Origin of the sequence: Bradyrhizobium diazoefficiens (assembly GCF_016616235.1) — a bacterium.
Taxonomy (GTDB): Bacteria; Pseudomonadota; Alphaproteobacteria; order Rhizobiales; family Xanthobacteraceae; genus Bradyrhizobium; species Bradyrhizobium diazoefficiens_H.
The window spans coordinates 5,343,963-5,363,580 of the sequence record NZ_CP067100.1; the positions used below are offsets into that span (position 1 = coordinate 5,343,963).

At 62.6% G+C, this 19,618-nt stretch carries 17 protein-coding genes; 6 read left to right on the plus strand and 11 right to left on the minus strand.

What is annotated here, in order from left to right; all coding sequences use genetic code 11:
- Positions 1-86: 86 nt before the first annotated feature.
- The 5 genes from JJB99_RS25535 to JJB99_RS25555 form a co-directional block, all read right to left on the minus strand.
- A complete protein-coding gene (locus JJB99_RS25535) occupies positions 87-1,586 on the minus strand; it encodes a tripartite tricarboxylate transporter permease (RefSeq protein ID WP_200495025.1) in 1,500 nt (499 codons plus the stop codon).
- Positions 1,586-2,071, minus strand: a complete 486-nt coding sequence (locus JJB99_RS25540) for a tripartite tricarboxylate transporter TctB family protein (RefSeq protein WP_200495026.1) — start codon at positions 2,069-2,071, stop codon at positions 1,586-1,588. The genes JJB99_RS25535 and JJB99_RS25540 overlap by 1 nt, the downstream gene beginning before the upstream one ends.
- On the minus strand, positions 2,068-3,036 hold the full coding sequence (locus JJB99_RS25545; protein WP_200495027.1) for a Bug family tripartite tricarboxylate transporter substrate binding protein: 969 nt from the start codon (positions 3,034-3,036) through the stop codon (positions 2,068-2,070). Before JJB99_RS25545 ends, JJB99_RS25540 begins: the two co-directional genes overlap by 4 nt.
- A gap of 115 nt (positions 3,037-3,151) precedes the next feature.
- Positions 3,152-3,994, minus strand: coding sequence for an IclR family transcriptional regulator (locus tag JJB99_RS25550; RefSeq protein ID WP_200500302.1), 843 nt, complete (start codon positions 3,992-3,994; stop codon positions 3,152-3,154).
- Positions 3,995-4,192: 198 nt separating this feature from the next.
- The gene (locus JJB99_RS25555; protein WP_200495028.1) at positions 4,193-6,322 is read right to left on the minus strand and encodes an acetate--CoA ligase family protein; all 2,130 of its coding nucleotides are present in this window, start codon (positions 6,320-6,322) and stop codon (positions 4,193-4,195) included.
- A gap of 351 nt (positions 6,323-6,673) precedes the next feature.
- On the opposite strand from JJB99_RS25555, the gene JJB99_RS25560 reads away from it, so the two are divergent.
- The 5 genes from JJB99_RS25560 to JJB99_RS25580 all read left to right on the plus strand — a co-directional run bounded on the left by JJB99_RS25560 (position 6,674) and on the right by JJB99_RS25580 (position 14,726).
- Entirely contained in the window at positions 6,674-7,369 is a 696-nt protein-coding gene (locus JJB99_RS25560; protein ID WP_200495029.1) for a GntR family transcriptional regulator, read from the plus strand.
- Between the two features lie 73 nt (positions 7,370-7,442).
- Positions 7,443-9,176, plus strand: a complete 1,734-nt coding sequence (gene oxc, locus JJB99_RS25565) for an oxalyl-CoA decarboxylase (protein WP_200495030.1) — start codon at positions 7,443-7,445, stop codon at positions 9,174-9,176.
- A 63-nt stretch (positions 9,177-9,239) separates the two neighbouring features.
- A complete protein-coding gene (gene frc, locus JJB99_RS25570; RefSeq protein ID WP_200495031.1) occupies positions 9,240-10,517 on the plus strand; it encodes a formyl-CoA transferase in 1,278 nt (425 codons plus the stop codon).
- A 385-nt stretch (positions 10,518-10,902) separates the two neighbouring features.
- A complete protein-coding gene (locus JJB99_RS25575; RefSeq protein WP_200500459.1) occupies positions 10,903-11,196 on the plus strand; it encodes a hypothetical protein in 294 nt (97 codons plus the stop codon).
- Between the two features lie 3,086 nt (positions 11,197-14,282).
- On the plus strand, positions 14,283-14,726 hold the full coding sequence (locus JJB99_RS25580) for a GNAT family N-acetyltransferase (RefSeq protein WP_200495032.1): 444 nt from the start codon (positions 14,283-14,285) through the stop codon (positions 14,724-14,726).
- Between the two features lie 459 nt (positions 14,727-15,185).
- On the opposite strand, the gene JJB99_RS25585 is transcribed toward JJB99_RS25580, so the two are convergent.
- The 6 genes from JJB99_RS25585 to JJB99_RS36970 form a co-directional block, all read right to left on the minus strand.
- The gene (locus JJB99_RS25585; protein ID WP_200495033.1) at positions 15,186-15,410 is read right to left on the minus strand and encodes a hypothetical protein; all 225 of its coding nucleotides are present in this window, start codon (positions 15,408-15,410) and stop codon (positions 15,186-15,188) included.
- Between the two features lie 47 nt (positions 15,411-15,457).
- Entirely contained in the window at positions 15,458-15,700 is a 243-nt protein-coding gene (locus JJB99_RS25590; RefSeq protein ID WP_200495034.1) for a transcriptional regulator, read from the minus strand.
- A 98-nt stretch (positions 15,701-15,798) separates the two neighbouring features.
- Complete coding sequence (locus JJB99_RS25595; protein ID WP_026201564.1) at positions 15,799-16,008, minus strand: cold-shock protein; 210 nt, start codon at positions 16,006-16,008, stop codon at positions 15,799-15,801.
- Positions 16,009-16,304: 296 nt separating this feature from the next.
- Positions 16,305-17,438: an alpha/beta hydrolase family protein gene (locus JJB99_RS25600; protein WP_200495035.1), complete on the minus strand. Its 1,134-nt coding sequence runs from the start codon at positions 17,436-17,438 to the stop codon at positions 16,305-16,307.
- A 24-nt stretch (positions 17,439-17,462) separates the two neighbouring features.
- A complete protein-coding gene (locus JJB99_RS25605; protein WP_200495036.1) occupies positions 17,463-18,431 on the minus strand; it encodes an alpha/beta hydrolase family protein in 969 nt (322 codons plus the stop codon).
- A gap of 134 nt (positions 18,432-18,565) precedes the next feature.
- Complete coding sequence (locus JJB99_RS36970; protein ID WP_433995732.1) at positions 18,566-19,003, minus strand: helix-turn-helix domain-containing protein; 438 nt, start codon at positions 19,001-19,003, stop codon at positions 18,566-18,568.
- Here JJB99_RS36970 and JJB99_RS25615 point away from each other — a divergent pair.
- Positions 19,002-19,445, plus strand: a complete 444-nt coding sequence (locus JJB99_RS25615; RefSeq protein WP_200495037.1) for an SRPBCC family protein — start codon at positions 19,002-19,004, stop codon at positions 19,443-19,445. The genes JJB99_RS36970 and JJB99_RS25615 overlap by 2 nt on opposite strands.
- Positions 19,446-19,618 lie beyond the last annotated feature (173 nt).

Below are 19,618 nucleotides of genomic sequence, written 5' to 3' on the forward strand. Positions count from 1 at the left end.
CGATGATTGCGCCCGCAGGCCGGCGGGGCAACTCAAATAAAACGGCGCCTCTGCTTACGTAGTGGGCAGGCGCGCCGCATTGCGCGTTAATCCTCGTTCGCCTTGAACCGCCCGAGCCCCTTGAGCACAAAGGGTGCCAGCAGCGCGATCAACGCGATGCCAAGCAGCGTCGCCGAGATCGGGCTCTGCACCAGGGTCATGGGATCGCCAAGGCTGATCGCGAGCGCGCGGCGCAGCTGGCTCTCGGCGATCGGGCCGAGGATCAGGCCAACAACGACCGGCGCGATCGGAAAATCGAACCGGCGCATCAAAAAGCCGAGCACCCCGAAGCCGGCCAGCATCGACAATTCGATCACCGACGGCTTGGCCGCGACGGTGCCCATGGTCGCGAAGACGAGAATGCCGGCATAGAGCCAGGGCTGCGGGATCGCGAGCAGCCGCACCCAGAGGCCGACCAGCGGCAGGTTCAGCACCAGCAGCATGCAATTGGCGATAAAAAGACTGGCGATCAGACCCCACACCAGGTCTGGCCGCTCGGCAAACAGCAGCGGCCCCGGGTTGAGGCCATATTGCTGGAAGCCCGCCAGCATCATTGCGGCGGTCGCCGACGTCGGCAGCCCCAGCGTCAAGAGCGGCACCAGCGTGCCGGCAGCGGAAGCGTTGTTGGCAGCTTCCGGCCCGGCCACACCTTCGATCGCGCCCTTACCGAATTCCTCGGGGTGCCTTGTGAGCCGCTTCTCGGTTGAATAGGACAGAAAGGTCGGGATCTCCGCCCCACCCGCCGGTAGCGCGCCGATCGGGAAGCCGAACATGGTGCCGCGCAGCCACGGCTTCCACGAGCGCTTCCAGTCTTCCTTCGTCATCCAAAGCGAGCCGCGCACGGGCTCGAGCTTCTCCTCGGCGTGGTGACGGCGCGAGGCGACGTAGAGCGCTTCGCCCAGCGCGAACAGGCCGACAGCCAGCGTCGTCACCTCGACGCCATCGAGCAATTCAGGCACGCCGAACGCAAGCCGCGCCTGCCCCGTCAGCTTGTCGATGCCGATGAGGCCGAGCGTCAGGCCGATGAACAGGCTGGTGAGGCCGCGGACTGGGGAATCGCCGAAGGTCGCGGACACCGTGACGAAGGCGACGCACATCAGCGCGAAGTAGTCCTCAGGGCCGAAGCGTACGGCGAAATCGACCAGCCATGGCGCGAGAAACGCGAGCCCGATGGTGGCGATGGTGCCGGCAACGAAGGAGCCAATCGCGGAGGTCGCCAGCGCCGGGCCGCCGCGGCCGGCCTTGGCCATCTTGTTGCCTTCGAGCGCGGTCGCCATCGAGGCGCTTTCGCCGGGCGTGTTGATGAGGATCGCGGTGGTCGAGCCACCATACATACCGCCGTAATAGATGCCGGCGAACATGATCAGAGAGCCGCCGGGGTCGAGCTTGTAGGTCACCGGCAACAACAGTGCGACCGTCAGCGCGGGGCCGATGCCGGGCAGCACGCCTACGGCCGTGCCGAGGAACACGCCGATCAGCGCATAGAGCAGGTTCATGGGCTGGATGGCGACGACCATGCCATGCGCCAGCGCCGCAAAAGTGTCCATCACAGCAGTCGCTCCAGCGGGCCGCTCGGAAGGCTCAGCGTCAACAGGCGGTCGAACGCGAGATAGATGAGGGTCGACATCACGAGAGCGATGACGCTGTCGATGAGGATGGCACGGCGCCCGAAGGCGGCCGAGGTGGTAACGAACAGTGCCGACGTCGCCAGGATAAAGCCGCCGCCGAAGCCAATGATGGCGATCAGCAGCGCGAGGCCGATGAGGATCAAAACCACGGGCACGGGATCGGCGCTCTCCCGCGCCGGCAGATTGCCGCGCAGCGCATCGATGAAATTGCCGATCGCGAGCAGCGCAAGGCCGCTGGCGACCACGACCGGCATCGCCTCCGGCCCCATCCCGTACATCGCGGTGGATGGCAGGCCGTGCGCGTCCCAGACCAGCACTGCGGCGAGAGCTGTGAGCAATGCGGCGATGACGATACCGGCGCGATCGACGCGCCGCGGCGGCTGGACGGGATCGCCTGAGGTCATGACTTGACCAGACCGACCGATTTCAGGACGTCGGTGACGCGCACAATTTCCTTCTTCAGGAAGTCTGCAAAGGCGTCGCCGCCGAGATAGGCATCCTCCCAACCCTTCTGCTTAAGGATCTCCTTCCAGGCGTCCGACTTCACCATCTTCTCGACCGCATCGCTCAGCGTCTTTTTCTGCTCCGGCGTGATGCCGGGAGGCGCGACCACCGAACGCCAATTGGCGATGACCAGGTCGATGCCCTGTTCCTTGAAGGTCGGGATGTCGCTGCCTGCGATGCGCTGCTCGGAGGTCACGCCGATCGCGCGCAGCTTGCCGGACTTGATTTGCCCTTCATATTCACTCAGTCCCGAAATGCCCGCGGTGACCTTGCCGCCGAGGATCGCGGCGAGCGACTCGCCGCCTCCGGAGAACGGGATGTAGTTGATCTTCTTGGCGTCGGCGCCGACGGCGGCGGCGAACAACGCCGCCATCACATGATCGACGCCGCCGGCCGAGCCGCCGGCAAAGGTCACCTTGGCGATATCGGTCTTCACCGCGGTGGCCAGATCCTGCGCGGTCTTGATCGGCGAATTCGCCGGCACCACGATCACCTGGATTTCCTCAGTGAGGCGCGCGATCGGCGTCACCTGCTCGAGCGTGACAGGCGACTTGTTCATGGCGAGCGCGCCCACCATGACGAAGCCGTTGACCATCAACTGGTTGCCGTCGCCCTTGGCGCCGTTGACGAACTGGGCGATGCCGACGCTGCCGCCGGCGCCGGGAACGTTGGTGACCTGCACGCTGCGCGCCACGCCCGAGGCGACCAGCGCCTGCTGCATCGAGCGCGCGGTCTGGTCCCAGCCGCCGCCCGGGGCCGCCGGTGCCATCAGCTTGAGTTCGAGCTGCTGGGCAAAGGCTGGCGTCGCCGCCGCAAGAGTCAGCGCGACGGCTGCGCCGGCAAGGCGCGCAGGAAATTGAAACATGGGGACGGTCTCCAGGCTCGTGCGGACGTGTTGATCGGGTGCCGCATTGTCGTCGTTTGGTCGCATATCAACCAAAACGGCTGATGCTGTCCAGCGACGGAGCCCGGATTCCCAGTCAGCCGGGCTTCGGCATCACCCCGCCAAGCGCGAGCGTCAGCTCGCCGGCCACTTCGCGCACGATCTGCCCGATTTCCGTCAATCTGTCGTTGGTCAGGCGGCTGGTCATACCCGAAACCGAAATCGCCGCAAGCGGCTCGGCACAGTCGTTGTAGACGACTGCGGCAATACAGCGCAGGCCCATGCAGGCCTCCTCGTCGTCGAGCGCGAAACCTTGCTTGCGGATCTTTTCGAGCTCCTTGAACAGGTCGCTCGGCCGCACGATCGACTTCTCGGTCAGGCGGGGCATGCCGTGATGGCGGATCACGGCGCCGACGTCCTCGTCGGAATAGGTCGCGAGCACCGCCTTGCCGACACCCGACGTCACCATGGGGACGCGCCCGCCGACCTGGGTCAGAGAGCGCATGATCTCGCGGCTCTCCATGCGGGTCAGGACGATGATGAATTCGTCGTCCACGACGGCGAGGTTGGCGGTCTCACGGGTGAGATCGCGCAGCTTTCGGAGGTATGGAATCGCTTGGGTGGAGAAATTGCGGCGCCGGGCGAAGCTCGCCCCGACCGTGAAGCTGCGCACGCCGACATGCCATTTGGATTCAGCGCGGTCGAACTGCACGAAGCGGCGGCTTTCCAGCGTCGCCAGCAGGCGATGCACGGTCGATGCCGACAGGCCGGTGCGGATTGCGAGATCGCTGAGGCGATAGCCTTCGTCGTCCTCGGCCAGGGTTTCGAGGATTGACAGCGCGCGATCGACGGACTGCACGCCGCCGTCACGCGCCTCGTGCTCGGCCTCCGATGGCGACCGAGGTTCAAGCGATTTGTGCCGGATCACGTTCTTGCTCATCGCGACCTGCATTTGCCCATCAGACAAGACGCGAACCGCCTCTTCTCCCTCGCCCCGTTCTTACGGGGAGAGGGTCGGGGTGAGGGGCTATCTCCACGAACACGGTGAGAATTGGACTCCTGGAGAGTCCCCCTCACCCGAATTCGATCTCCGATCGCATTCGCCTCTCCCCGCAAGCGGGGAGAGGCGAAGGCAGCGTCAGAGCAGCCCTGCCCCGCGCGCCCACTTGTACTTGGCGCCGAGCACCTCGACCGGCAGCTCGGTCGAGTAGGCATAGGCCGGGATGCCGTTCTGATAGAGATATTCGGCGGCTTCCTCGACCTCGACGTCGCCGGCGAGCGAGGCGACCATCGGCTTCACAAAGCCCTTGGCCTCCATCTCCTTTTTCACCTCGACCATGTTGCGGGCGAACACCATCGGCGGGGTGACGATGGTGTGCCAGTAACCGAGGATCAGCGCGTGGATGCGCTCATCTGACAGGCCGAGCTTGACCGTGTTGACATAGGTGATCGGGGGCTCGCCGCCGGTGATATCCACAGGATTTCCGGCCGCACCGAACGGCGGGATGAACTTGCGGAAGGCCGCGTCAAGATCCGGCGGCATCGACATCAGCGACAGACCGTTGTCGACGCAGGAGTCCGACAGCAGCACCCCCGAGCCGCCGGCACCGGTGATGATCAGGACGTTCTCGCCTTTCGGCGTCGGCAGCACCGGCACGCCGCGGGCGAATTCGAGCAGCTGCCGCAGCGAGCGCGCGCGGATCACGCCTGACTGCTTGAACACGTCCTCGTAGATGCGGTCGTTACCGGCGAGTGCGCCCGTGTGCGAGGATGCCGCCTTCGCGCCAGCCGAGGTGCGGCCGGCCTTGAGCACGACGACGGGCTTCTTCTTGGAGACGCGCTTGGCGGCTTCCGCAAAGGCGCGGCCGTCCTTGAGGTCCTCGCAGTGCTGCGCGATCAGATTGGTGTTCGGGTCCTGCTCGAAGAAGGCGAGCAGATCGTCCTCGTCGATGTCCGACTTGTTGCCGAGGCCGACGATCGCCGACACGCCCATTTTCGCCGAGCGTGAGAAGCCGATGATGGCCATGCCGATGCCGCCCGACTGCGACGAAAGCGCCGCGTGGCCCTTCACGTCATAGGCCGTGCAGAAGGTCGCGCAGAGATTGGCGGGCGTATAGTAGAAGCCGTAGATGTTCGGCCCCATCAGGCGGATGTCGTACTTCTTGCCGACCTCGACGATTTCGGCCTGCAGCTCCGGCGCGCCGGCCTCCGCAAAGCCCGATGGAATCAGCACCGCGCCCGGAATCTTCTTCTCGCCGCATTCGGTGAGCGCCGCCGCCACGAACTTCGCGGGGATCGCGAATACGGCCGTGTCGATCACTCCAGGCACGTCCTTGACGCTCTTGTAGGCCTTGTAGCCAAGGATCTCGGCAGCCTTGGGATGGATCGGATAGATCTCGCCCTTGTAGCCGCCGTTGATGAGGTTCTTCATCACGGAATTGCCGATCTTGCCGTCCTCGGCGGAGGCGCCGACCACGGCGACCGCCTTCGGCTGCATGATGCGGTTCATCGCCGCGACGATCTCTTCGGTCGGACGCGGCTTCGGCTTCGGCACATAGGCGAAGTCGACGACGATGCGGACGTCCGCCGCAATCGCGTCCTTGGCGGTCGCGAACACCGGGTTGAGGTCGAGCTCGACGATTTCAGGGAAGTCGGTGACGAGCTGCGAGACCTTGACGATGACGTCGGCGAGAGCGTTGCGGTTCACCGGCTCGCCGCCGCGCACACCCTTCAGGATCTCATGCGCCTGGATGCCGTCGAGCATCGAGAGCGCATCCTCCTTGGTCGCGGGCGCGAGGCGGAAGGTGATGTCCTTCAGCACTTCGACCAGGACGCCGCCGAGGCCGAAGGCGACCAGCTTGCCGAACGAGCCGTCGGTGATCGAGCCGACGATGACTTCGGTGCCGCCGGCCAGCATCTGCTGCACCTGGACGCCCTCGATCTTGGCATCGGACTTATATTTCTTGGCGTTGGAGAGGATGGTCTCGTAAGCCTTCTCGGCGTCCTCGGCCGTCTTGAGGCCGACGATGACGCCGCCGGCTTCGGTCTTGTGGAGAATGTCCGGCGAGACGATCTTCATCACCACCGGGAAGCCCATCGAGGAGGCCATCTTGCCGGCCTCGCCGGCCGACTTCGCCACGCCCTCCTTCGGCACCGGAATGCCGTAGGCGTCGCAGACCAGCTTGCCTTCCGGCGCCGTCAGGCTGGTGCGGTTGTCCGCCTTGACCTGGTCAAGCACCTTGCGGACGGCATCTTTGGAATTGGACATGTGGCTTCTCCCTTGACCTCAGTTCGTTCTTTGCAAAGCGCGCGCGTGGTTAGCGGCTGCCGGTGATGCTTGCCATTCGCCGCGCTCTGTTCCATGCGGCGGAACGGAGTGGCATAAAGCCGACATTACTCCGCCGTCTTGGATCAAAAATGGCTGGCGATGGCATTTGGTATGCCAGAAGCCAACTTGTCAAGCCGCCAGGTCACTTAGAACGCCGCAAAAAAATAGCCAGCTTGACATTCTGGCATGTGGTATGCCAAAAACTTTCCCGTCAATAATCCTGTAAAAGACGACTCCCACTGGAGGAGATTCGTCGTGTCATTACGGAAACCAACCAAGGCGTTGCCGAACATGGCCGAGGCAGACATCGCAATCGTTCGTATTGCCCCGGAGAGCAGCTTCAAGAACAAGGCGTATGACGCCTTGAAGGAAGCCATCCTCAAGATGGACATCTATTCGACGCCCGAGCCGGTGATGCTCGACGAGCGCGCGTTGTCCGAGCGCCTGGGTGTCAGCCGCACCCCGATCCGCGAAGCCATCGCGATGCTGGAGCAGGATGGTTTCGTCAAGACCGTGCCGCGCCGCGGCATCATGGTGGTGCGAAGGACCAAGAGCGAGATCGTCGACATGATCCGCGCCTGGGCGGCGCTGGAGAGCATGGCGGCCCGGCTCATCACCACCACCGCGCGCAAGAAAGACATCACGGCGCTGCGCGACTACTTCAAGGATTTTGGCAAGGACCGTCTGCCCGAGGATCATGTCGAGGAATATTCGCGCGCCAATATCGCCTTCCACCAGGCGCTGATCTCGTTGTCGGAATCTCCTGTTCTGGTCGACCTCACCAACGACCTGTTGCTGCACGTGCGCGGCTACCGCCAGCTCACCATCGGACGCAAGGACCGCACCGCGACCTCGCTGCCCGAGCATCTCGCCATGATCGAAGCGCTGGAGGCGCGCGACACCGAGCTCGCCGAGAAGCGCGCCCGCGATCACACCCTTGGCCTTGCCGCTTACGTCGAAGCGCACGGCCAGGAACTGTTCACATAACTCTTCACCTAGCAACGTTCACCAGAAGGGCGAGAAACTCGCCCCGCTACTTGAGACCAGGGAGACAAGGCCCATGCTGAATACCGCGACCAAGTCCGAGGCACCGGGCACCGAGCAGGAACTGACGGATGGTTTTCATCTCGTCATCGACGCGCTCAAGCTGAACGGCATCAACACCATCTATAATGTGCCGGGCATCCCGATCACGGATTTGGGCCGCATGGCGCAGGCCGCCGGTATTCGCGTGATCTCCTTCCGCCACGAGCAGAACGCCGGCTATGCCGCAGGCATCGCCGGCTATCTCACCAAGAAGCCCGGCGTCTGCCTCACGGTCTCGGCGCCCGGCTTCCTCAACGGTCTCACCGCGCTCGCCCACGCCACCACCAACTGCTATCCGATGATCCTGGTCTCAGGCTCCTCCGAGCGCGAGATCGTCGACCTCCAGCAGGGCGACTACGAGGAAATGGACCAGCTCGCGATCGCAAAGCCGCTGTGCAAGGCGGCCTATCGCGTGCTGCACGCCCAGGACATCGGCATCGGTTTCGCCCGCGCCATCCGCGCTGCGGTCTCGGGCCGTCCGGGCGGCGTCTATCTCGATCTGCCGGCAAAACTGTTTGGCCAGGTGATGAACGCCGACGCCGGCCGGAAATCGCTGGTCAAGGTGATCGACGCAGCTCCCGCGCAGCTCCCCTCGCCCGCTTCGGTCAAGCGTGCGCTCGACGTGCTCAAGAGCGCAAAGCGTCCGCTGATCATTCTCGGCAAGGGCGCGGCCTATGCGCAGGCCGACGAGGAGATCAAGAGCTTCGTCGAGAAGAGCGGCGTGCCGTTCCTGCCGATGAGCATGGCCAAGGGCCTGCTGCCCGACACGCATCCGCAATGCGCCGGCGCGGCACGTTCGACCGTGCTGAAGGACTCCGACGTCGTCTTGCTGATCGGCGCGCGGCTGAACTGGCTGCTCTCGCACGGCAAGGGCAAGAGCTGGGGCGAGACGCCGAAGAAGTTCATCCAGGTCGACATCGAGCCGCGCGAGATGGACTCCAACGTCGAGATCGTCGCGCCCGTGGTCGGCGACATCGGTTCGGTCGTCTCCGCCTTCAACCAGGCGATGGGATCGAGCTGGGCTGCCCCGCCCGCCGAATGGACCAAGGCGATCTCGTCCAAGCGCGAAGAGAACGTCGCCAAGATGGCGCCGAAGCTGATGAACAACAAGTCGCCGATGGACTATCACGGCGCGCTCGGCGTGCTGAAGAACGTCATCAAGGATCATCCCGAGGCGATCCTTGTCAACGAGGGCGCCAACACGCTCGACCTCGCCCGCGGCGTCATCGACATGTACCGCCCGCGCAAGCGTCTCGACGTCGGCACCTGGGGCGTGATGGGCATCGGCATGGGCCAGGCGATCGCGGCTGCGCTCGAGACCGGCCACCCCGTGCTCGCGGTGGAAGGCGACTCGGCGTTCGGCTTCTCCGGCATGGAGGTCGAGACCATCTGCCGCTACAACCTGCCGATCTGCGTCATCATCTTCAACAATGACGGCATCTATCGCGGCACCGACGTCAACAGCGTCAACGCCGATCCGGCGACGACCGTGTTCGTCAAGGGCGCGCGCTACGACAAGATGATGGAAGCCTTTGGCGGCGTCGGCGTGAATGCGACCTCGCCGGACGAGCTCAAGCGCGCCGTCAACGAGGCGATGGCTTCAGGCAAGCCGACGCTGATCAACGCGGTGATCGATCCGGCCGCGGGCTCGGAGAGCGGCCGCATCGGCAACCTCAATCCGCAGAGCGTTCTGCAGAAGAAGAAGTAAGTCCCCCCTCAACCCTAATTCCCTGCGGTTGGCAGGGGCAGACACTGAGTACGGAGCAACACGATGACCAAAGCGCTCGAGGGCGTTCGCATTCTCGATTTCACCCACGTCCAGTCCGGACCGACCTGCACGCAGCTGCTCGCCTGGTTCGGCGCCGACGTGATCAAGGTGGAACGCCCGGGCGTGGGTGATATCACCCGCGGCCAGCTGCAGGACATCCCGAACGTGGACAGCCTGTATTTCACCATGCTCAACCACAACAAGCGCTCGATCACGCTCGACACCAAGAACCCCAAGGGCAAGGAAGTCCTCACCGAGCTGATCAAGAAGTGCGACGTGCTGGTCGAGAATTTCGGCCCCGGCGTGCTCGACCGCATGGGCTTCCCCTGGGAGAAGATCCAGGCGATCAACCCGAAGATGATCGTCGCCTCGATCAAGGGCTTTGGCCCCGGGCCCTACGAAGACTGCAAGGTCTATGAGAACGTCGCGCAGTGCACCGGCGGCGCCGCCTCGACCACCGGCTTCCGCGACGGCCTGCCGCTCGTCACCGGCGCGCAGATCGGCGATTCCGGCACCGGCCTGCATCTGGCGCTCGGCATCGTCACCGCGCTCTATCAGCGCACGCACTCCGGCAAGGGCCAGCGCGTCACCGCCGCGATGCAGGACGGCGTGCTCAACCTCTGCCGCGTCAAGCTGCGCGACCAGCAGCGCCTCGCCCACGGGCCGCTCAAGGAGTACAGCCAGTTCGGCGAAGGCATTCCGTTCGGCGATGCCGTGCCGCGCGCCGGTAACGACTCGGGCGGCGGCCAGCCCGGCCGCATCCTGAAGTGCAAGGGCTGGGAGACCGATCCCAACGCCTACATCTACTTCATCACCCAGGCCCCGGTCTGGGAGAAGATCTGCGACGTGATCGGCGAGCCGACCTGGAAGACCGACCCGAACTACGCCAAGCCGGTGGCCCGCCTGCCGCGCCTCAACGAGATCTTCGCCCGCATCGAGCAGTGGACGATGACCAAAACAAAGTTCGAGGCGATGGAGATCCTCAACAAGGACGACATCCCCTGCGGCCCGATCCTGTCGATGAAGGAGATCGCGGAAGACCAGTCGCTGCGCGCGACCGGCACCGTGGTCGAGGTGGACCACCCCACCCGCGGCAAGTACGTCTCGGTCGGCAACCCGATCAAGCTGTCGGACTCACCGGCCGACGTGCAGCGCTCCCCGCTGCTCGGCGAGCACACCGACGAGATCCTGCGCTCGGTGCTCGGCTTCAGCGACCACCAGGTCGCCGAGATCCACAAGTCCGGCGCGCTCGACCCGCCGCAGAAGCAGGCCGCCGAGTAAGCGGCACACATCGAGCAAGACGAAAGGGCCGCCCTCGGGGCGGCCTTTTTGCATGGAAAGAGCCGTGCGGTCGCGGGTCCAAACCAAAAAGCTGAAAAACAACCCCATGCACAGTAGCCAACCTCTTGTTCGCAAAACGAACTTCGAATTTGGCGAAATTCGGTTGACGCGTCGGGCAAAACAGGGGTATTATGTCCTCATCCAAAGAAGCGAGTTGTCCTGTCTCACACGGCACCGGACCCGCGGCGGCGGTTGCGCGTCCTCTTTGGCTGGCGCCGGATAAGGTGACACTGCGATCCCCGGCAGAACGATCGATTGCCGAATTAAGGTCGCCTCCAAGGAACGGACGGGATACGCCCCCGTTGTTCCCTGCATCGGCGCGCCCGTGGAATCGCAAGGCGCCATCCGGCAGCGACAATCCTTCGCCGCCGGTCCGCGAACGGGAAACGCCGGGTCCGGCGCGTTTCGAGACCGCGCCATCCATCCAATCGAGGTCAAGACGATGAAAGATCACGGGTCCCGGGCTCTGCGGGAGGCCAACAGGGCATTCAAGCCGGTCGAACCGAAGAAGCCGATGACCGACTATGCGAAGGCGCAGCAATCCCTGCAGGAAAATCGCGAACGCCTGAAGGCGGAGCGGCTCGCGCGCGAGGCCGCCCAGCGAAGTCACCCCAGATAAGGGAATGCCGGTGCCGCATTATGACTTCGGCATCAGAGACGGACGAGCCCTCTCCGTTGACGAAGAGGGATTGAGGGTGGCGAAGCAAACGGCCGCCGAGATCGATCCGCAGGGGCTGCAGACGCAACGCTTCCGGGCAGCCCTGGTCGGACGCTTACAGCGATAGAAGCGGACGTCAGCCAGCCGGCAATCTCCGCTGAAACCGTCGAAATGACCCGGAGCGGACACTCGATGGTCCGGACGGCCCGCCTCCTCCCCGTCTGAAGTTCTTAGAATTCAGTAACCCAATTTCAGGTCAACAACGGCCAAAACTGCATCGGTTGCTTATATTGACGGGATGGATCACAGTGTCATGTTGGCCACGATCACATTCACCGGTGAGAACCGCGATTTGAAGATCGCGCTGATTGCCGCCTGTAGCGACGGGCCTGCGATTCACTTCACGTATTAGAAAGAGGGCACGGGAATCCGGACTTTCTGATTTGGACTCTAGGTCAGTCGTGGCGGCACTCAGGTTGTCCGAGATTGTGGCCTTCGCTTGCTGTTGGATCGTCGGCGCAGGCGCGCTTCTATGGTTGAAGGACCTGCAATAGCTCACGCTGCCCACTGCATGCCCGCTCGGCGATTTCCGGAAATGGCCCTTAACTGCCTTCGTCTTGAGCGCCCCGCGGTCGGCTTTCCGACCCCAAGCGGACGAGGGAGGACGATTGCCGGCAAGCCCGCTTGTGACCCGTTGCAGACGTTTGTCGGATTCGGCTTCGTGCCGCGTTAACACAACCCGGTTATACGAGCCACCACGCTCCGAACGGATCGCCTTTCTTGCGAGGCAGTGACGTAATGAAACGCATTTTTACGTTTCTCATAGTCGGGCCGCTGCTTATGGGCGGCGTGCTCGACTTTCTGTTTGGGTCGACGAGTGCCTTTGGTTGGTTGGTTGGGCTTCCGTTCTTGAGTGTTTTGGTTGCGTTTCCAAGTGCGGTTGTCGATTACTCTCTGGAAGGGCGGCGCTGGCAGCTCCCTCTCGTTACAGCGTCCGGCGTTGTTGGATCGTCTCTGGCGGGCTTCTCTTCCCAAAGCCATCTGCTTTCGATCGCCGCTGCTGGAGGTGTCTCGATGGCGTTCTGTTCTTGGATGACCAATCAGAGTTGGTCCCCGGAACAAAGGGCGTGTTCAGGGCCGCCTCTTTTGCGTTCACTTCCGCTTGTGGCCCTTAGCTGACCTTGCCGCTGCCTGCCAACCGTCAGCTTGTGACGCAAGCCGTTCGGCGAGCCAGCGCGGATTGGACGCGCATCTGCGGCCCGGGGTTGCCTGGCTTATGCTGGTGGTTGAGCCGGCGGCGGCTTTGCGCCGACGATCTTCCCCTTATTCCAAGGAACGTGCTTCGAGACGGCGGGGATGGTGCTTGGGGTGACGGTCATGTTGACCTCCTCAGCTAGTGAGGTTGGCCATTTTTCAGCCCGGAGCCCTTCGCGCGTCCGCTTCTAGACGATTGGAGCCGTACTTGTGTCCAATTCGAGCTATGACAAGACCGATTTCTAACCCGTTGCTGACGTTCGCACGGGCGCGCAAAGGGCCCTGTTTCATCGACGAAAGAGCCGCACAGCCGCCATGAGGATTAGGCCAAGCACAGCAAACCCGCCGATAGGCGACGTGAATAGCGGTAGATACCAAGCGATGGTCCCATCGCCGTGACAGCTTGGGAGTGCGCATTGATACTGGGCATAGCCGACCAAGCACAGCCACAGTGCGGCGACGACAACGAAAATTCCGACAGGCATGCTAGGTCCAATTCGGGCCAGCTCATCTTGGCGGCCTATTTCGTGCTACGTCAACCTGCGATGTCGCCTGTTGGCCCGTCAGCGACGTGGGGCCGCGTCTGATGGAGGTCCGATCATTGCGTCAGAGCGGACCACATTTGCTGAAAGTGAGTTCTTCGCATCTTGACCCAAAACAGATTTCGCGGATGCGTAAAATTATGAAGTTCTGCTATGCGACAGGTTGATGTTTTACGGTTATGCAATCGGCGTGGTTGGGATCCGGCCATCAAAAAAACCGGTTGTTTGGAGGGATGCTATGGCCGTAGCGCGAACAGTCCGAGCATACTCCGAGCTGGTCAATCAATGGCGAGCAATCGTCGATCGACCAATCTCGAAAGAGGCCAAGCATGCGGATTGCATGTCGCTGCTTCGCGAGTTTATCGACGGCGTTGCTTGCACCCGCATACGCGGACTTGATAGGCCTCTTCGTTTCTATGCTGACATGTTGGTGTTGCAAGATCTTCTTCGCCCACCATTGACGATAGACGAACTGGGCGAGGTCGCAATCAGGCCAGGCTATGATCTGGTAAAAGACTGGCTGGACGAGCATCGTAGGCGATAGGCTCGATTGGCGTCCGACCGCGAATGCTGGATGTCTGGAAAGGTACGGCTTTCAGCTCTGGAGCAACAATGCGCCTTTTTGACTGTTGCGTTTGTATTCAGTTTTGCACCGCTTGGCGGCACAAGCCGATGATCTACTGACCCGCCCGCACCCGGCGCTCGCCCGCATTCAGGCCAATCTCGATCGCTTCGCGCCAATGATCTTCCCTATTCCTGCAGGGCAATCATATGGCCCGTACGATGCGGCGGCATCGGCGCTGGGCTCCCTCTCCCGCTTGCGGGAAGGGTTGGGGTTGGGGTCTCTCCGCGTCGGAATTCCAATGGATTGCGGAGGACGTCCCTGCGTGGCGAGAACCCTCACCCGCCGCGCGCGGGACGATGCTTCGCATCGCCCGGGGCGCGTCGGCCTCTCCCGCAAGCGGGAGAGGCGGAGCAAGCCCGCGGACAATCCTCCTGAAATCCATATGCGATCGCCCTACCTATTTCAGGGAGTCCGCTTGGATAAAACTGTGGGAGCGCCTTCCAGTTCAGCCATATTGGCCTCCTCAGTTGCTGAGGCTGGCCATTTTGCTCTTCAAGCGCCGTCGGCTTTTAGACCATTTCAGACCTAAGCGGGATCGATACGACGGGAAAAGCGGCGCTTGTGACCCATAAGAGACATCCGTTTCTCGAAGTACTATGTAAGCTGACACCATCGGAGCCAGCTGCTTGCCGCGTATTCTCAGGGCACCAACAGTCGAAGAGCTGCCAGCACTCTCGGCATTGTGCTTCCGGTCGAAAGCCGTATGGGGCTACGACGACGCCTTCATGGAAGCGTGTCGCAGAGAACTCACCATTGAATCAGATGACTTGCGAACGAGCTCGATTGCGGTTGCAGAAGAGGATGGCAAGATCGTTGGCGTTGCGCAAATCAAGGTAATCGGAAGCGAAGCAGATTTGCTGAAGCTGTTTGTTGAACCGACCACGCTGCGTAGCGGTGTCGGGAGAAGCCTATTCCTTTGGGCGATCAACCAAGCAACAAGCGAGGGTGCCGATCGTCTAGTGATCGAAGCCGACCCGGATGCCGCGCCATTCTACAGGCGAATGGGCGCTGAGGATTGTGGGCCGCTCCGTCCGGCTCAATACCAGGAAGGATGCTGCCAAAGCTTATGAAGGGGCTACGATCGACTTGAGTGTGTGTGTCGCCTTCTGGCCCGTTAGCGAGGTTGTGCCTCGTCTGACGGAGGTGAGCTCATCCAGGCCGAGCGGACCAGATTTACTCAGCGTCAGTTCCGCGCCATTTGATTTGAACGGGAGCGGCAGAAGTCGCTTTCGAGATAGTGACAATCCGTTCGAGCCTCATTCGGAATGCGCGGCCAAGGTGGCCTTCCAAGCATGTCCGAAGCCAGAGGCTTCGACGTCGGCAATGGCCCATCGCGACATTTACTAGGCTTGCACAGAGGCGGTCGATGTCGGGACGAAGCGGACATCAGCGACGATCTATGAGTACGCCGCCTAAATCGCGATGATATTTGGACCAATCGTCCTCGCGCTTCCGGTTGTTTGGGCAGATGTTCTCGGAAAACCGCTGCGCAGTTTGCGCTCACGCGGCCCTCCGGGTCCGGATCATGCTTAGAGCATCGAGAGGACGACGACCCCGTCTTCGAGCTCGCCTGACGCCAGACGCGCCCGCGCGATGCGCTCGAACTCCGTCCGGTACTTCTGGAGATAGCTGAAGGCCTGCTTCTGGGTCTGAAAATTGGTCGCGAGCCGGCACATCTGTCGCCCGGCGCCGAGCGCGAGAAAGAACGTGATGGTGCCGCCGCCGTCCGGCTTGATCCTAGGCACGACCCGCACTCTTCTGCATGTGACCGGCCTTTCCAGATGTTCTCGGCGCTCTTGAACTATCGCGGCAGCTTCCTCGCGCGCTTCTTCGGCGCGGGCGCCGGCTGCGAGGCCCGAACCGTCGCGTCGGCCGCTTCCTTGGCCTCGCGCAGTTCGCGAAGCCTTGCCATGTTCTTGCGAAGTTCGATGGATCGCCGTTCGGCATCCGCCATCGCCCGCGCGCCTTCTTCAGCGGCGAGACGCTGACGGGTCAAACGCGCGATGCCTTCGGGTGTCGGTTCTGCCGATTTCTTGGCGCTCATCCCTCACCCTGTGCTGCAACAGACAAAACCCGCTCAATCCAGGGATCGAGCGGGTCGCATGGCCGTTTCAGTACATCCGTGAAACGGCACTGGAGAGCTTAGGCCAGCGAGAGATTCTCAGCGCTGACCTTGCCCCGCATCTTGTCGGTCTTGGCCTCGAAATTGACCTTTTGGCCCTCGGCGAGACCCGCAAGACCAGCCCGCTCGACCGCGCTGATGTGAACGAACACATCGTTGCCGCCGTCGTCGGGTTGAATGAATCCAAAGCCCTTCTGGCCGTTGAACCACTTCACAGTACCTGTCGTCATTCTTCTTCTCCAAAGCGCACAAGCGCGCGTTCCGCGTGACGCTCACGCAGAACCAATTCAATTCGTCGATGTCTCTGGAAAAGGAGCCCGCGGGCGCATTCAACAAGGCACAGCGGCTGAACGAACAACTCTAAGCTATACCACACTACCGGGAATAGCAAGGCTTCAGCGGGATTTAATCGCGCCTGCGACTCCCGCGGACCATTTGCAGGTTTGAGGGGCCGAACCTCAGATATTCCAGCGCAAGGCGCAAGAGCCTTCGCGAGCTCAATTCGACACTAAGTTCAGCTGAGTGTTCAGTCCGGCGCCAGCGCCTGGCCGGCCGCATAGAGCGAGCATTCCTTCCAGGCGGCGACGCATTGACGCATCGCTTCGTTCTTCGCCTCGCCGACGGTTCGCTGTGCAGCAGTGACCGAAGAACAATGACCGTCGCGATTCCAGGCATACGCCTTCGCGTCAGTCCACGCCTTTACATAAGAATCGAAATAGTCCGCGCACGCAGCGTTGAGCGGCATCGGCGCCGGGATGGGTGCAGGCGGAGGTAGTTCGACAAGCACTGACGTCGGCAGACGCAGCTGATTCAGGAAACTCTCGACGGCCGGCCACCAAAAGCCGGCGGGGCCCATCGGCACCATGGCATGCCCTTCGACGCCATAGGGCGGCAGAACCTGCAGCTGCGCCGGCGCACCAGAGGCAACGTAGGCGTCAAACATGCGATGGCCCAAAGCCAACGGCATATGATGGTCGTTCTCTGAATAGACCCACAGTGCCGGAATTCGCGCAGTGCTGCCAAAGACGCCGGCGTCGGCCACGAGATGATCCGGGCTGCAAACCCGATCCGGTCCGGCCGAACCGTGACCGCCTTCGAAATTCAGAACGCCGACGACGCCTTCAGGATTAGTCGATGCCACGGCTGTCACCGCCAAGCCACCGGTCGAATGCCCGAAGAGCAGCACACGATCTGAGTCTGCCCAAGGCTCGCCGCGGAGCGCGGTGAGCGCGCCCGTGACATCCTCGGCCGCGATCCGCACCACAGCAAGATAGTCCCGATCATCGCAAGATCCGGAAAGGGTCTCGGCAAATCGTCCTTCGGAACGGCCAAATCCCCTGCGCATGATCGACGCGACGGCGTAACCACGCTGTGCAAAGGCGACAGCCGGATTGAGGAGACTGGCCGGCGTTTCTCGCGCCATTGCGGAGCGAAGGGCTTCTCCAGTCGCGCGAATTGTACCGTGAACCAGCAGGACCAGCGGAAAGCGCCCGGGCCGATCTGGGCGCACGATCATGGTCTCGAGCTTGACCTGGCTGCCATCGGCGAGCGTGATCGGTAGCATTCGATCCTGCCGAACGAGACCGGGCAGCACGGGATCGGCCGCGGCCGGCGAAAGCAGAAGCACAAGTAGCGCGATCGCACAGCCAAGTCGTCGCATCTTTGCCTCCCCGAACTCCGATGCTCAGTGATTTCCGCCAGCAAGTTGGTCGCGAAAAAACTTCGCCACTGCTGCGTCGAACTCGCGGTGAAAGGCCGCCCGGTCAAAGCCTTCGGGATCGGTGCAAACCTGCGGCCTTAATGCTGCGAGCTCCGGGGTGCAGGGCGGCAGAAATGCGTAATGGCCGGCCCGCACGACATGAACGTCGAGCTTACCCGGCAGGCTGCTGGTCACGGATGCGACACCGGCCGCGTTGACGCCCCCGCCCCCCAATTCGGATCGCCAGACCATCAGCGGAATTTTGATGCCCGCCAGATTTTCCCGCGTGAATGCAAAACTCACCGCAGGGTCCACGATCACCGCGGCCTTGATCCGAGCATCATGCGGCGGATCGGGAGGCAGATCGCCGGCGCGCAGCTGCTCGCAGACCATCGACTTCTCCTCTGGCTTGCAAGCCAACCTGCGAAAATCGGGCTGACCACCGACCAGAACCAGTCCGGTAAAGCCGCCCAACGAAAAGCCAAAGAGACCGACGCTGGCCCGGTCGATCACGGCCCTGTCCTTCCATTCGTTCAGCATGAAATCGAGCAGGCGAACCATCTGCACCGGGCGCGACGCCCAGACAGACATCCCCCGTCCTGACATGTCGTTGGTGTTGTTGCCGGGGTGGTTGATTGCCGCCACGACAAAACCCGCGCTCACCAGTGCTTCGATGATGTCGAGATGAAGCGCGAAGTAGCCGCTATTGCCATGGGAGATAACGACCAGTGGTAACTTGCTCCCCGTGACGGGACAGTCTTTCGTTCCCTCCAACCAGTCGACTGTTGGCACCCCAAGACTGCCAAGCGCCACATGCGTCGGCTCGATTGCGCAAGGATACCAGATCGCGCCCGACAGGGTCGGATCGGATTGGAGGAGCTGAATGCCGGCCGCCCTGGCAAATGAGCCAAGACAACAGAGCGCGATGGCGAAAGCCCAGAGTGTCTTACGCAACGGAAGCCCCCCGATTTCGCGCAGGAGTTGAGCGGGCAACGATAGCGGAATTGTGGCTGGCGTCCGCTGGCACTTCGGGCGCGTGCCGAAAATCCGGCCACCGGCCGCGACGCCACCTCGTCGAGAGCGTGAGCTCAGCTCCCCTCGCCCGTATCACCGTCGCTTTCCTCGCCCGCGACATATTCGAGAATGTCGCCGGGCTGACAGTCGAGCTCGCGGCAGATCGCAGCCGGGGTGGAGAAGCGCATCGCCCTCGCCTTGCCCGTCTTCAGGACCGAGAGGTTCTGGATGGAGATGCCGATGGCGTCGGCGAGCACGGTGACCTTGCTGCCGTCGGGCCATCTCAACGTCCAGGGCTGTATCGGAACGCTGTGCGCGGGTGAAGACTGGACCCGATGAGCAGCAGATCGGCCAGGCGACATCAAAAGCCGCCGGCTGCGGCGGCTTTTGATCTGCGATGGCCCTAAATCTGCGATGGCATGTCGGATCGGCAGCACCTCGTTCGTCATCTGAACATGAATGGGTCGTAGACGCCAACGTCGGCCCATCAATTCACGAGGAATGACGAACATGCCCAGCACCGTAAAACTGCACCGCGTCCTGGCCACCAGCCCGCAGAAAGTCTATCGCGCCTTTCTTGAGGCGGACGCGCTGGCAAAGTGGCTGCCGCCGAACGGCTTCACCTGCACCGTCCACCACCTCGAACCCAAGGTCGGCGGCACATTCAAGATGTCGTTCCGCAACTTCACCACGGGCAACGGCCACTCATTCGGCGGCGAATATCTCGAGCTCGTGCCCGGCGAGCGGCTCCGCTACACCGACAAGTTCGACGATCCCAATCTGCCCGGCGTGATCGAGGTGACCGTGATGCTGAAGAAAGTATCTGTCGGCACCGAGGTCGATATCACGCAGGCCGGCATTCCCGACGCGATCCCGCCGGAGGCCTGTTATCTCGGCTGGCAGGAATCGCTGCGGAATCTGGCGCGGCTCGTCGAGCCCGAGATCAATCAGTAAGGGCAAAGCCAAGTAGCATCAAATTGGATCGATGCGGCTGCGGGCTTGCTCCGCCTCTCCCGCTCGCGGGAGAGGCCGACGCGCCCGCAGGGCGCGGCGGGTGAGGGCTCTCACCACGCAGGGACATTCTCTGCAATCCTCGATAATCCCTTTGCGGAGACACCCCCACCCCA